Raw genomic sequence first — 14633 nt, 5'->3', positions numbered from 1 at the left:
ACGGGGGCGGGGTTCGGGGGGGGGGCTTGGGGAAAACAATAAGTTGGCCCCCCCCCGCCCCGGCGGGGGGGTGGTCCCCCCCCCCCCCCGCCCCGGGGGGGGGGGGGGCCCGGGGCGCCGGCCCCCCCCCCCCCCCTCTCGCCGGTCCCGCTTCGGAACCTCGCGTGTACTGGTCAGCCGACCGCCGGATCACCCTTCGTGTACGAGAGCCGCTCGACCTGACCGGGCTGGAACTTGTCCTCGACCTTCTTGCCGTTCACAAAGAGCTCGATGGACCCGGCGTCACCGAGGACGAGGTCGACCCGCTCCTGGTCCTGAAAGGTCTTGGACTGGCCCTGGAGGAGCAGACCGTCGAAGAGCAGCCGGCCGTTGTGATCCTTGGCGGAGATCCAGCTCTTGCCCTGGCTGGCGCTGAGCTTCACCGTCACCTTGTCGCGGGGTGCCGCGGCGATGGCACTGTCGGAGGGCGCCGGCTTCGGATCGACGGACTTGCTGGCCTTCGGCGCGGGGCTCTTCGTGTCGGGCGTCGAGCCCTCGGCGACCTGAGTGGTCTTGGGGGTGTCGTCGCCGCCCTTGAAGAAGGTGAAGCCGACGAACCCGACGACGGCGACGATCGCCGCGACCATGGCCGCGGTCCAGTTGGGCCGCCGGGGCTCGGAACGGATTCTCTCGGCCTCGAACAGCGGCGCCGCGGGCGTGGGTGCGGGACGGCCGCCGTGCTCGGCGTCGAACTGCGAAACCAGCGGTTCCGGATCGATGCCGACGGCACGCGCCAAGGTACGGATATGGCCGCGCGCATACACGTCGCCGCCGCAGCGGGAGAAGTCGCCCTCTTCGATCGCGTGCACGATGGGGATGCGCACCCGGGTGGACGAACTGATTTCTTCGACCGTGAGACCTGCGGCGATACGAGCCTGCTGGAGCACTCGACCGATCGAAGGCCGGTCGTCTTCGGGGGAGTTGCCGATGGACACGGGGGCGCCTTTCGAGCGTGAGCCACCTGCTGGATGTTCAGTCTAGGGGGGGTACGAAAGGGTGGGGCAACCGGGACGAAGGACTTTGTACGCCATCAGACTCGAACGCCGTCGGATTCACCGGGCCACCCCGAGAAGGACAATTTTGCCGTCCCTCCCTTCAACTTGACGTACGACCCGGCGAAACGGTTGCCCACACTTCACCTACGAAGCGGATTCCCCGCGGATCAGTGCCAACACCCCGTCCAGCTCGTCCGGTTTCACCAGGACGTCGCGGGCCTTGGATCCCTCACTCGGACCGACGATGTTTCGCGACTCCATCAGGTCCATCAGCCGGCCGGCCTTGGCGAAGCCGACCCGCAGCTTGCGCTGCAGCATCGAGGTGGAACCGAACTGAGTGGAGACGACCAGCTCGGCGGCCTGGCACAGCAGATCCAGGTCGTCGCCGATGTCCTCGTCGATCTCCTTCTTCTTGGCCGCGCCGACCACCACGTCCTCGCGGAAGACAGGCGCCATCTGATCCTTGCAGTGCTGGACGATGGCCGCGACCTCGTCCTCGGTGACGAAGGCACCCTGCATACGGGTGGGCTTGTTGGCCCCCATCGGCAGGAACAGACCGTCACCCTTTCCGATCAGCTTCTCGGCGCCGGGCTGGTCGAGGATGACGCGGCTGTCGGCCAGCGAGGAGGTCGCGAAGGCGAGCCGTGAAGGCACGTTCGCCTTGATCAGACCGGTGACGACGTCGACCGAGGGCCGCTGCGTCGCGAGCACCAGGTGGATACCGGCGGCGCGGGCCAGTTGGGTGATACGGACGATGGCGTCCTCCACATCACGCGGAGCGACCATCATCAGGTCGGCCAGCTCGTCGACGATCACCAGCAGGTACGGGTACGGCGAGAGCTCGCGCTCGCTGCCCTCCGGTGGTTTGACCTTGCCGTTGCGGACGGCCTGGTTGAAGTCGTCGATGTGCCGGTATCCGAACGCGGCGAGGTCGTCGTACCGGAGGTCCATCTCCCGTACGACCCACTGGAGAGCCTCGGCGGCGCGCTTGGGGTTGGTGATGATCGGTGTGATCAGGTGCGGGATGCCCTCGTACGCGGTCAGCTCGACTCGCTTGGGGTCGACCAGCACCATGCGGACGTCGTCCGGCGTCGCCCGCACCATGACCGAGGTGATCAGGCAGTTGATGCAGGACGACTTGCCGGAACCTGTCGCACCGGCCACCAGGACGTGCGGCATCTTCGCCAGGTTGGCCATCACATAGCCGCCCTCGACGTCCTTGCCGAGCGCGACCAGCATCGGGTGGTCGTCCTCGGCGGCGTCCGCGAGGCGCAGCACATCGCCGAGGTTGACCATCTCCCGGTCGGTGTTGGGGATCTCGATGCCGACCGCCGACTTGCCCGGGATCGGGGAGATGATCCGGACGTCGGGACTGGCGACGGCGTAGGCGATGTTCTTGGCGAGCGCGGTGATCCGCTCGACCTTCACCGCGGGACCGAGCTCCACCTCGTAGCGGGTGACCGTCGGCCCGCGGGTGAAGCCGGTCACGGCGGCGTCGACCTTGAACTCGGTGAAGACATTCGTCAGGGACGCGACGATCGCGTCGTTGGCGGCGCTGCGGGTCTTGCCCGGGCCACCACGCTCCAACAGGTCGAGCGAGGGCAGTGAGTAGGTGATGTCGCCGGAGAGCTGCAGTTGTTCGGCGCGGGCCGGCAGCGGCTCGGACTGCGACCGGTCGGGCGCGGGCTTCGTCAGATCGGGTACGCCGCCCGAGGACACCGCCCGTTTCTCCGGCTTGCCTCCCCCGGTGGCGGGTTCGCCCTCCCTGGCGCCCGGCACCGGCGTACCCGGGCGTTCACGCTCGACGGAGACGCCCTGGGTGAGGTCGGCGACGATCGGCGAGGGCGGCATGCCGTTGAGCACCGCCCCGTCGAGCGCCGCGGCCGCGGCCGCGGCCACATCCACCGCGTCCATGGTGCGGTTCATCGCGGGCTGCACCGAAGGCCTGCGCGGCCTCGGGCGCTTGGAGAGAGCGTCGGCCTCCGCCCGGTCGGGGTCGTACTCCGCGGGTGCTTCGGAACGGCGTGCGGAGGAGCGGCGGGAGCGGGCGGGGAGCGCCTCGCGCCACTGCTCGTCGTAGCGCTCGTCGTCGTTCTCCTCGTCCGCCTCGGGGTCGTGCACCGGGTCGAGGATGCCCAGCTTGGTGCCGAGCAGACGCAGCCGCTGCGGAATGGCGTTCACCGGGGTGGCGGTGACGACCAGCAGCCCGAAGACGGTGAGCAGCAACAGCAGTGGTACGGCGAGGACCTCGCCCATCGTGTAGATCAGCGGCTTGGAGGCCGCCCAGCCGATGAGTCCGCCCGCGTCCTGCATCGCCGTGGTGCCGTCCCCCCGGCCGGGCGATCCGCACGCGATGTGCACCTGCCCGAGCACCCCGATGACCAGGGCGGAGAGTCCGATGACGATGCGGCCGTTGGCCTCGGGCTTCTCCGGGTAGCGGATCAGCCGTACGGCGATGGTGCCGAGCAGTATCGGCACCAGCAGATCGAGTCGCCCGAAGGCCCCGGTGACGAGCATCTCGACGAGGTCACCGACGGGTCCGCGCAGATTCGACCAGGTACCCGCGGCGACGACCAGCGCGAGGCCGAGCAGCAGCAGGGCGACGCCGTCCTTGCGGTGTGCGGGATCGAGTCCCTTGGCACCGCGGCCCACGCCGCGGAACATCGCACCCACGGCGTGGGCCGCGCCGAGCCAGACGGCACGCGCCACCCGGTACACACCACCGGTGGGCGACGGTGCGGGTTTGGGCGCGGCCGCCTTCTTGGCGGGAGCCTTCTTCGCGGGCGCGGTCTTCTTCGCGGCGGTCTTCTTGGCGGGCGCCGCTTTCTTGGCCGGCCCCGCGGTACGGCCGACGCGCTTCGCGGTGCCCGCCGTGCCCTGGGAACCCTTGCCGGACGTACGTGAGGCCATGGTGCCGAGGTTACCGGTGTCGACGGCCGTGAACACGCGTGCCTGCCGCTTCACCCGTCCGTGTCGCCGTACGGAGGCGGCAAACTGACGCGCGCTCACGTGTCCGCACCGGTGGGAGCCCCTGTTCCCGCTGTCGAACGGGTCGGGTGGCAGGGAAGTTGGGCCGAAGTCCCGGACAACCGCCGTTCACCGACCGCAGGTCGCACGGCCGGACCGCTCGCGCCGTGGCTCAGCGCCGCGGCACGACGTTACGAGGGAACGACGCTCGCGCCGCTTCCGGTCCCGGGTTCCAGCGCGTCGAGCGCCCGGCGCAGGCCGGTCAGCTTCCGTTCCAGGTGGGCCGCGGTGGCCACGGCCGCGGCGTCCGCCGACTCGTCGTCAAGTTGCTTGGACAGCGCTTCGGCCTGCTCCTCGACGGCTGCGAGACGCGCCGAGAGTTCGGCCAGCAGCCCCGCGGGCTCCTGCTCGTGGCCCGTGTCGCCGTTGACGTCGCCTTCGAGCTGGAGCCGCAGCAACGCCGCCTGTTCGCGCAGCTTGCAGTTCTTCATGTACAGCTCGACGAAGACCGAGACCTTGGCCCGCAGCACCCACGGGTCGAACGGCTTCGAGATGTAGTCCACCGCGCCCGCCGCGTAACCCCTGAAGGTGTGATGCGGACCGTGATTGATCGCGGTGAGGAAGATGATCGGGATGTCCCGGGTCCGTTCCCGCCGCTTGATGTGGGCGGCCGTTTCGAAACCGTCCATGCCTGGCATCTGGACGTCCAGCAGAATGACCGCGAAATCGTCCGTGAGCAGCGCTTTGAGCGCCTCCTCCCCTGACGATGCCCGTACCAGGGTCTGATCGAGCGCAGAGAGGATGGCCTCCAGCGCCAGCAGATTCTCCGGCCGGTCATCGACCAGGAGGATCTTGGCCTTCTGCACCATGGCCCGTCCTCCTCGCCCCGGAATTGCACCGGGCGCCGCCCCAGGGGACGACTCCCTTACGCCGTCCGTCCTTGTGCCGGTCATGGTAGCCGCACCCCGCCCGTCGCCACACCCTGTCACCGCGATGTCACTGTGCACACAGCAAAAACGCGGTGGGGGACCAGAAGGTTCCCCGTACAGCGCCTTCTCACACTCCTGCGGGCACAGCCAATCACCAACTCATCGCGATTCCCTCAATAAAATGATCACTCTCCGCGCATCCACTGCTCCATTACGGAGAGGAGATGATCAGGATCGACAGGCTTGGTGACATAGTCGGAAGCGCCGGATTCGATGGCCTTCTCCCGGTCGCCCTTCATGGCCTTGGCCGTGAGCGCGACGATCGGCAGCCCCGCGAACTGCGGCATCCTGCGGATCGCCGCCGTCGTGGCATAGCCGTCCATCTCCGGCATCATGATGTCCATCAGTACGACCGTCACATCGTCGTGCTGTTCCAGGACTTCGATGCCCACCCGCCCGTTCTCCGCGTACAGCACCGCGAGACCGTGCTGCTCCAGCACGCTGGTGAGCGCGAAGACGTTACGGATGTCGTCGTCGACGATCAGCACCTTCTCGCCGTGGAACCGGAACGTCCTGCGAACCTCCGGTTCCTTCTGCCCGCCGAGCGTCCACGGCTCCTGCGGAGACGCCGGAGCGGCGGCGCGCGACGGCAGCGCGAGCCGTCGCTCCGAGCTCCCCAGGGGCTTGCGGCTCCGCGCCGGTCCGCCGGCTCCGGCCGAATCGTGCACGGTCCCCGTCGGGCCGGCGCCCGGACGGGCGTCTGTGAACGGACCCTCCTCGATCGCTGCGCCGTGTGCCTCGACGAGCCCCGGGCCCACCTGCGGATAGCCCTGCGGCGGCAGCTCGCTCGGGTGCAGCGGGAGATACAGCGTGAACGTCGAGCCGCGGCCCGGCTCGCTCGCCGCGTGGATCTCACCGCCCAGCAGCCGGGCGATCTCCCGGCTGATGGACAGGCCGAGCCCCGTGCCGCCGTACTTGCGACTGGTCGTCCCGTCGGCCTGCTTGAACGCCTCGAAGATCACCAGCATCTTGCTGGACGCGATCCCGATACCGGTGTCGGTGACCGAGAAGGCGATCAGATCGGCATCGGCGTCATGCAGCGATCCGGCCTCCAGCAGCTGCTCACGAATGGCGTTCGGCACATCCGTGCTGGCGTGCCGGATCACCAGCTCGACCGCTCCGCTGTCGGTGAACTTCACCGCGTTGGAAAGGAGATTGCGCAGCACCTGGAGCAGCCTCTGCTCGTCCGTGTGCAGCGTCGCGGGCAGCTCCGGCGACACCCGTACGGAGAAGTCGAGCCCCTTCTCCGCGGTGAGCGGCCGGAATGTCGCCTCCACGTAGTCGACCAACTGAACCAGCGCGATCCGGGTCGGACTGACGTCCATCTTGCCCGCCTCGACCTTCGTCAGGTCGAGGATGTCATTGATCAGCTGCAGCAGGTCGGAACCGGCCCCGTGGATCGTCTCGGCGAACTCCACCTGCTTCGGCGAGAGATTCCCCTCGGCGTTGTCCGCGAGCAGCTTGGCCAGAATGAGCAGCGAGTTGAGCGGGGTACGCAATTCGTGCGACATGTTTGCCAGGAACTCGGACTTGTAGCGCATCGAGACCGCGAGCTGCTCGGCGCGCTCCTCCAGGACCTGCCGGGCGTCCTCGATCTCGGTGTTCTTGACCTCGATGTCGCGGTTCTGCTGGGCCAGCAACTCGGCCTTCTCCTCCAGTTCGGCGTTGGAGGCCTGAAGCGCCTGCTGCCGGATCTCCAGCTCCTTCGAACGGTCCCGCAATTGCTCGGCCAGCTCCTGCGACTGCTCAAGGAGCTTCTCGGTCTTCGTGTTGACGCTGATGGTGTTGACGCTCGTCGCGATCATCTCGGCGAGCTGATTGAGGAAGTCCCGCTGGATATGGGTGAACGGCTGGAACGAGGCCAGTTCGATCACACCGAGGACCTTCCCCTCGAACAGCACCGGCAGCACGATCACATGCGCGGGCGGCGCCTCACCGAGCCCGGAGGAAATCTTCAGATATCCAGGCGGAACATTGTCCACCTGAATCGTCCGCTTCTCCTCCGCCGCGGTGCCGATGAGCGTCTCACCGGGCCGGAACGAAGTCGGCATCGATCCCGCCGAGTATCCGTAGCTGCCCCTCATCCGGAGTTCGTACGAGCTGTCCTTGTCACTGTCCGGTCCCACCGCATCGGTGTCACCGGTCGGCATGGCCAGGAAGAACGCACCGTGCTGCGCGGAGACGACCGGAGTCAGCTCGCTCATGATCAGCGAGGCCACGTCGTCGAGATCGCGCCGCCCCTGCATCAGACCGGAGATCCGGGCGAGATTGCCCTTGAGCCAGTCCTGCTCCTTGTTGGTGGCCGTGGTGTCACGCAGGTTGGCGATCATCGTATTGATGTTGTCCTGCAGTGCCTGGATCTCGCCCGACGCGTCCACATCGATCTTGAGATTGAGATCGCCCCGGGTCACCGCCGTGGCGACGGCCGCGATGGCCCGCACCTGACGAGTGAGGTTCCCGGCCATCTCGTTCACCGACTCGGTGAGGTCGCGCCAGGTGCCGTCGACGTCCCGGACTCGGGCCTGGCCCCCCAACTGCCCCTCCGTGCCCACCTCACGGGCCACGCGGGTCACCTGCTCGGCGAACGAGGACAGCTGATCGACCATCGTGTTGATGGTGTTCTTCAGCTCCTGGATCTCACCGCGCGCGTCGATGTCGATCTTCTTGGTGAGGTCGCCCTTGGCGATGGCCGTGGTGACCGTGGCGATCTGCCGCACCTGACCGGTCAGATTGGACGCCATCGAGTTCACGGACTCGGTGAGGTCCTTCCACGTACCGGAGACACCCGGAACGCGTGCCTGGCCGCCCAGCTCACCTTCCGTACCCACCTCACGGGCGACGCGCGTCACCTCGTCGGCGAACGAGGACAGCGTCGTCACCATCGTGTTGACGGTGTCGGCGAGCTCGGCGACCTCGCCGCGCGCCTCGACGGTGACCTTCTTCGTGAGGTCGCCCGTGGCGACCGCGGACGAGACCCGGGAGATGTTCCGCACCTGGCTGGTCAGGTTGTTGGCCATCAGGTTGACGTTGTCGCTGAGGTCCTTCCAGATACCCGTCGCACCGCGCACCCGGGCCTGACCGCCGAGGATTCCCTCGGTACCCACCTCGCGGGCGACCCGCGTCACCTCGTCGGCGAAGTTGAGCAGCTGGTCGACCATGGTGTTGACCGTCGTCACGAGTTCGAGGATCTCGCCCTTGGCGTCGACGGTGATCTTCTTGGACAGATCGCCCTTGGCGACCGCAGTGGTGACCTCGGCGATGTTTCGGACCTGGAGGGTCAGGTTGTTCGCCATGCCGTTGACGGACTGGGTGAGGTCCTTCCACGTACCGGACACACCCTGCACCTCGGCCTGGCCGCCGAGGATGCCTTCCGTGCCCACCTCACGGGCGACCCGCGTCACCTGCTCGGCGAAGTTCGAGAGCTGGTCGACCATCGTGTTGAGGGTGTTCTTCAGCTCCAGGATCTCGCCGCGCGCGTCCACGTCGATCTTCTGCGACAGGTCGCCCCGCGCCACCGCCGTGGCGACCTGGGCGATGCTGCGGACCTGATCGGTCAGATTGCCGGCCATGCCGTTCACCGAGTCCGTCAGATCGCGCCACACACCGGCGACGCCGGGCACCTGCGCCTGGCCGCCGAGCCGCCCGTCCGTACCCACCTCGCGGGCCACCCGCGTCACCTGGTCGGCGAAGGCGGAGAGCTGGTCGACCATCGTGTTGATGGTGTTCTTCAGCTCCAGGATCTCCCCGCGCGCGTCCACGTCGATCTTCTGCGACAGGTCGCCCCGCGCCACCGCCGTGGTCACCTGCGCGATCTGGCGCACCTGGGAGGTCAGGTTCCCTGCCATGAAGTTGACGGAGTCGGTGAGCTCCTTCCACGTACCGGAGACACCGTCGACCCGTGCCTGGCCGCCGAGGCGCCCCTCCGTGCCCACGTCGCGTGCCATCCGCGTCACCTGGTCGGCGAAGTTGGACAGCTGCGCCACCATGGTGTTGACGGTGTTCTTCAGCTCCAGCATCTCGCCGGCCACGTCGACGGTGACCTTCTGCGACAAATCACCGTTGGCGACCGCCGTGGTCACCTGCGCGATGTCCCGCACCTGACCGGTCAGGTTGCGGAAAGCAGTGTTCACCGAATCGGTGAGGTCCTTCCACGTGCCCGCGGCACCCGGCACCTCCGCCTGGCCGCCCAGCCGGCCCTCGACGCCGACCTCCCGGGCGACCCTCGTCACCTCGGACCCGAACGACTGAAGCTGGTCCACCATCGTGTTGACGGTGTTCTTCAGCTCCAGCATCTCGCCGGCCACGTCGACGGTGACCTTCTGCGACAGATCACCACTGGCCACTGCCGTGGTCACCTGCGCGATGTCGCGCACCTGCGTCGTCAGGTTGCGGAAGACCGTGTTCACCGAATCGGTGAGGTCCTTCCAGGTGCCCGCGGCACCCGGCACCTGGGCCTGGCCGCCGAGCAGGCCCTCGCCGCCGACCTCGCTCGCCACACGCGTCACCTCGTCGGCGAAGGTGCGCAGCGTCTCGGTCATCTGGTTGATCGTCTCGGCGAGCTGGGCGACCTCGCCGCGGGCGCTCACGGTGACCTTCTGGGACAGGTCACCGTTGGCGACGGCAGTCGTCACCTCGGCGATCCCGCGCACCTGGGAGGTCAGGTTCCCGGCCATCGTGTTGACGGAGTCGGTCAGGTCCTTCCAGACCCCGGCCACACCGGGCACGGTCGCCTGGCCGCCCAACTCGCCCTCCGTGCCCACCTCGCGGGCGACCCGCGTCACCTCGGAGGAGAACGACGACAGCTGGTCGACCATCGTGTTGACGGTGTTCTTCAGCTGAAGCATCTCGCCGGCCACGTGCACGGTGACCTTCCGTGACAGGTCGCCCTTGGCGACCGCCGTCGTCACCAGGGCGATGTCTCGCACCTGTGCGGTCAGCCGGTACGCCATGGTGTTGACGGAGTCCGTGAGGTCCTTCCACGAACCGGACATGCCGCGCACCTGGGCCTGTCCGCCCAGCTTGCCCTCGGTACCCACCTCGACCGCGACCCGCGTCACCTGCTCGGTGAACGCCGACAGCTGGTCGACCAGGTTGTTGACCGTACGGGCAACCTTCAGGAACTCACCGCGCAGCGGGCGCACCGTCTCGTCGGAGGTGTGCGACCGCAGCTCCATCCGCTGTTCCAGATCGCCGTCGGCCACCGCCGACAGCACCCGGCCGACCTCGGAGACCGGACGGGCCAGATCGTCGACCAGTTCGTTGGAGGCGTCGATGGCGGCGGCCCAGGAGCCCTCGCAGGCGCCCGTCTCCAGCCGTTCCGTGAGCTTCCCCTCACGCCCCACGACCCGCCGGACCCGAGCCAGCTCGCCGGTGAGATGGAGATTGCGGTCGGCGACTTCGTTGAAGACTGCCGCGATCTCCGTCATCACGCCGTCGCCCGAGACGGTCAGGCGCCTGCGGAAATTCCCGTCGCGCATGGCCACCAGGCCCGCCAGCAATCTGTTGAGTGCCGCCGCGTCGACCTCGATGGTTCCATTGCGCTGCTTCTTCACGGACTGTCCGCCTTTTGTGCGCGTGCCTGATCCCCGCGCCGCCACGCCAGACTCCACCGTGATCCCTCCCGCAGGGGTTGACCGTATAGCTCGGGCCTTATCTGGGAGCTTGCCCAGTTCCTCATTGGCTCACCGCCACAGCCCACCGTCGACGGGTGACCATGCGGACGTCAAATCGTTGAAACCTACCAGGCCCCACCCGATCCGGGTGCAGCCTCCAAGGGTTGCCCCACATCATCTTGTTGGGAAGCCCACACTTGTCCGGTCATGTGTCTGTTCCTCATCGTTCCTGCCCGAAGTCGGCCCTCGTGTATCCGGCACCGAGACCGAGCGTCTAGCCTGGCAGGCGAATCGAAGCGGCGAGAAACGGGCACAGGACTCGGGGAAGCGACGAGACACCAAATGGGGAGTGCTGTGATCACCGCGCGCGCGGCTGCCACCTTCGACCCGGTCGGGCGCTCTGTCGCGACCGCCCGCGCATTCGTCCGTGACACGCTCCAGGGATGGGGATACACGGATGTCGTCGACGACGCTGTCGTCCTCACCAGCGAGCTCGTGACCAACGCGGTGGTGCACGCGGGTACCGCCGCGGACGTGCTGTGTCTGCGTACGGAGGACGGAGTCCGCATCGAGGTCTCCGACCACTATCCGGAGCGCGAGGTCCCGCTCCAGAGCTCGGGCCCGGATTTCGGCAGCCCGGACCGTGAGAACGGCCGCGGGCTGCTGCTCTGCGCGGCGCTCGCCTCCCGGTGGGGCGTCGAGTATTCGCCCACCCACAAACATGTCTGGTTCCAGCTCGATCTTCCCGAGCGCCCGGTGGGCATCCGTTCCGCCGGTCCCCTGCTCCCGGTCGGCCTGCTCCCGGTCGCCGACGAGCGCGTCCGGGTGGCCGTCGTGCAGATCGACAGCACCGGGTCCATCGCCGCCTGGAACGAGGACGCCGCGTTCCTCTTCGGATACGCCGTGGACCAGGTCACCGGGAAACAGCTCACCGACTTCACCGCCTGGCCGCAGACACCCGGCACCAATACGGGCATCGTCGAAGCACTGCAACTCTCACGCTGGGAGGGCAGTTACGGAATCCGTGGCGCCGACGGCCGCACCATCCCCGTCTACGCCTCGCACCTCCGGGTCCGCGACACCGGCGGTGAACCGTCCACGGTCTGCCTGCTCGTCCGCGACTACGAACGCGCCGTCCTCCAGTCCCCGGCACGCGCGCCGGTGTCCGACGCGAACACCCAGCACCGCAAGGCGGACCCGTTCGAGATCTTCATCGGCTCCCCCGCCCCCGACGACCTCGACGGCCTGCTCCAGCGCACGGTCGAACGGGCACGCGACATGCTCGACGCCGACTCGGCCTTCCTGCTGCTGGCGACGGACGACGAGACAGAACTGGAGGTACGGGCCACGACCGGCCTGCCCTCCGCCCGTCAGCGTTTCGCCCGGGTTCCGGTGGAGGCCGGTACCGGACGTTACGGCTCCGCACGGATGCCCGCCGTCCACGAAGACCTCGACCACGTCCCCGGCGCCGTCCCGCTGCTCGGGGGTACGGGGATGCGCTCGGTCGTCACCGTCCCGTTGAAGGTCGAGGGACGTCTGACGGGCTCGCTCGGCGTCGCCGCGGAAGCCGCCGGCCGCTACTCCAACGAGGAGGCCCTGCGCCTCCAGTTCGCCGCGGACCGCATCGCGCTGGCCGTCGAGTCGGCCCGGCTCGGCGAACTGGAGCGCCTGCGCCGCGGTTCCCTCTCCTTCCTCGTCGAGGCGTCCGATCTGCTCGCCGGCACCCTGGACCGGGACCAGACCCTGGCCCTGATGGCCCAGATGACGGTCCCTACCCTGGCCACCTGGTGCGCCGTCTACACGATCGCCGACCAGTCCTCGGAGCCCTACCTCTCCTACGTCCTGCACGAGGACGAGGAGCGCATCGACGGCCTGAAGGCTCTGCTCTCCAAGATCGCTCCCCCCGACCCCGTACCGACCCCCGGCGCCCGAGTCTGGACGGCCCCGACCGAGGCCGCCCACCAGGCAGCCCTGCGCACCTCCATGCGTACGCTCGGCCTCGGCGAGCCCGGCGGGCTCGGCTCCGGCGCCCGTACGACACTCGCCACCGCCGCCGCGGTGGGCGGAGAGACAGTGGTCCTGCCACTCGTCGCCCGAAACCGCGTCATCGGCATGCTCACGCTCGGAAAGCCCTCCGACGACCACTTCCGCCAGGAGATCCTGGAACTGGCCGAGGACCTCTCCCGCCGTGCCGCCCTCGCACTCGACAACGCCCGCCTCTACTCGGAGCGCATGGCGATCAGTCAGTCCCTCCAGCGCAGCCTGCTGCCGCCGGGGCTGCCCGATGTCCCCAATGTCGAGATCGAGGTCATCTACCGCGCGGCGGGCGAGGGCAACGAGGTCGGCGGCGACTTCTACGACGTCTTCCCGATCCGCGACGGCGCCTACGGCTTCGCCATCGGTGACGTCTGCGGAACGGGTCCGGAGGCCGCGGCCGTCACGGGCCTCGCCCGCCACGCCCTGCGCCTCCTCGCCCGCGAGGGCTTCGGAGGCCCGGCAGTCCTGGAGCGTCTCAACGCCGCCATCCTGGACGAGGGAGCCCGCAGCCGCTTCCTGACCCTCCTGTACGGGGAGCTGTGGCCCCAGGAGGACGGGAGCGCTCTCCTGAAGGTGGTCTGCGCGGGCCACCCCCTGCCGCTGCGCCTGCGTCAGGACGGCTCGGTCGAGGCAGCGGCCGAACCTCAGCCGCTGCTGGGCGTGATCGAGGACCTCGAACTGTACGAGCAGACGGTCACCCTCGCCCCGGGCGACGTCCTGCTGTGCGTGACCGACGGCGTCACGGAACGCCGTGAGGGCACCCGTATGCTCGGCGACGACGGTCTGGCGGACGTCCTCTCCACGTGTACCGGTCTCACGGCCGGCGCGGTGGCGGCACGCATCCTGCGGGCAGTCGAACGCTTCGCCGCGGATCCGGCTTCCGACGACATGGCCATCCTCGCCATGCGCGTCCCCGAACCCCCCACCGCCTGAACACATTTCATCAAGGCTCGGCTTCGGTGCGATGCGCCTGACCGGCAGCGCCGCCTTCCACCTCGGCACCCCGAGCAACCATGAGCAGTCGATCGGCGTGCCCCGACGGCGATCGAGTTCGGTGTGAACCACATCGACACCGCCGCGTTCTACTTCTCGTCTCTGCGGTCCGCCAACGAACTGATCAACCGGGCGCTCGCCCCATAGCCACCAAGGTCGGTCCCCGGCGGGACGCCTCGGGCGAGTGGATCGCCCCCGCGAGGCCGGACGAGCTACGCGGCCAGGTCGAGGAGAATCTGCGCCAACTGGGCCGCGACCACCTCGATCTGGTGCATCTGCGTCTGATGGGTCAGGAGTCGCTCTCCGAGCACTTCGGAGCACTGTCCGAGCTGCGCGAGGCGGGCCTCGTACGCCACCTCGGCATCTCCGGAGTCAAGGCCGTCCACCTGGCTGAGGCCCAGTCCATCGCCCCCGTGGTCTGTGTACAGAACCGCTACGGCCTCTATAAGCCCAGCGCGGGCAGGGTTCACACGTCCTTGCCATCCCCGGCACCGGTAATCCGGACCACTTGACGGAGAACGTGGCCGCAGGTGCCTTGCGCCTCTCAGCGGACGAGATCGCCCGCCTCGATTCGCGCCACACGGGCGCCGAGTAAGGACGCACCGAACATGCGAAAGGCCCCCGCCGTTTGGCGGGGGCCTTTCTTCTCACTGAGCCCCAATGCGGAATCGAACCGCAGACCTTCTCCTTACCATGGAGACGCTCTACCGACTGAGCTATTGGGGCCTGCTGCGCTGTGGCAACGAGGTAAAGCATACCCTGAACTCAGGGGTACTCAAAACCACTGACCACAGAAGATTCTGACGAGCTCTCATCCGCCCCACCGGCCCTCTCACCACGTTGCGCCGACGTCGCCGGCCGGGAGGAGGACAGGCAGAGCCGAACGACGGCATGAGTGGGTCCTGAAACGCAGAAAAGCCCCGTGCCACAAGGGCACGGGGCTTCTCCGTAAAAGGAGTTCGGCGGCGTCCTACTCTCCCACAGGGTCCCCCCTGCAGTAC

5 protein-coding genes, 1 tRNA gene and 1 pseudogene are annotated in these 14633 nt (G+C 68.2%); 2 read left to right on the top strand and 5 right to left on the bottom strand.

Annotated elements, in window-relative coordinates:
* Positions 1-173: 173 nt before the first annotated feature.
* From ACF1B9_RS37445 to ACF1B9_RS37430, 4 genes are all read right to left on the bottom strand, one after another.
* Positions 174-974 (bottom strand): helix-turn-helix domain-containing protein, encoded by an 801-nt coding sequence (locus ACF1B9_RS37445; RefSeq protein WP_391744770.1) that lies wholly within the window; start codon positions 972-974, stop codon positions 174-176.
* 204 nt (positions 975-1178) lie between these two features.
* Complete coding sequence (locus ACF1B9_RS37440; RefSeq protein WP_391744772.1) at positions 1179-3944, bottom strand: DNA translocase FtsK; 2766 nt, start codon at positions 3942-3944, stop codon at positions 1179-1181.
* 248 nt (positions 3945-4192) lie between these two features.
* The gene (locus ACF1B9_RS37435; RefSeq protein ID WP_391744774.1) at positions 4193-4870 is read right to left on the bottom strand and encodes a two-component system response regulator; all 678 of its coding nucleotides are present in this window, start codon (positions 4868-4870) and stop codon (positions 4193-4195) included.
* Positions 4871-5115: 245 nt separating this feature from the next.
* Positions 5116-10542 (bottom strand): HAMP domain-containing protein, encoded by a 5427-nt coding sequence (locus ACF1B9_RS37430; RefSeq protein ID WP_391744775.1) that lies wholly within the window; start codon positions 10540-10542, stop codon positions 5116-5118.
* A gap of 402 nt (positions 10543-10944) precedes the next feature.
* Between ACF1B9_RS37430 and ACF1B9_RS37425 the strand changes: the two genes are divergently transcribed.
* Both ACF1B9_RS37425 and ACF1B9_RS37420 read left to right on the top strand, forming a co-directional pair.
* Positions 10945-13572 carry a SpoIIE family protein phosphatase gene (locus tag ACF1B9_RS37425; protein ID WP_391744777.1) on the top strand — a complete coding sequence of 876 codons (2628 nt, stop codon included), beginning with the start codon at positions 10945-10947 and terminating at the stop codon, positions 13570-13572.
* A 4-nt stretch (positions 13573-13576) separates the two neighbouring features.
* A pseudogene (locus ACF1B9_RS37420) lies at positions 13577-14227 on the top strand (aldo/keto reductase).
* Between the two features lie 58 nt (positions 14228-14285).
* Here the strand turns inward: ACF1B9_RS37420 and ACF1B9_RS37415 are convergent.
* Positions 14286-14358: transfer RNA gene (locus tag ACF1B9_RS37415), tRNA-Thr, on the bottom strand.
* Positions 14359-14633 lie beyond the last annotated feature (275 nt).

Origin of the sequence: Streptomyces sp. NPDC014727 (assembly GCF_043083485.1) — a bacterium.
Taxonomy (GTDB): Bacteria; Actinomycetota; Actinomycetes; order Streptomycetales; family Streptomycetaceae; genus Streptomyces.
Note: the sequence above shows the minus strand (reverse complement) of the source record. Positions and strands in the feature narration are given on the sequence as shown.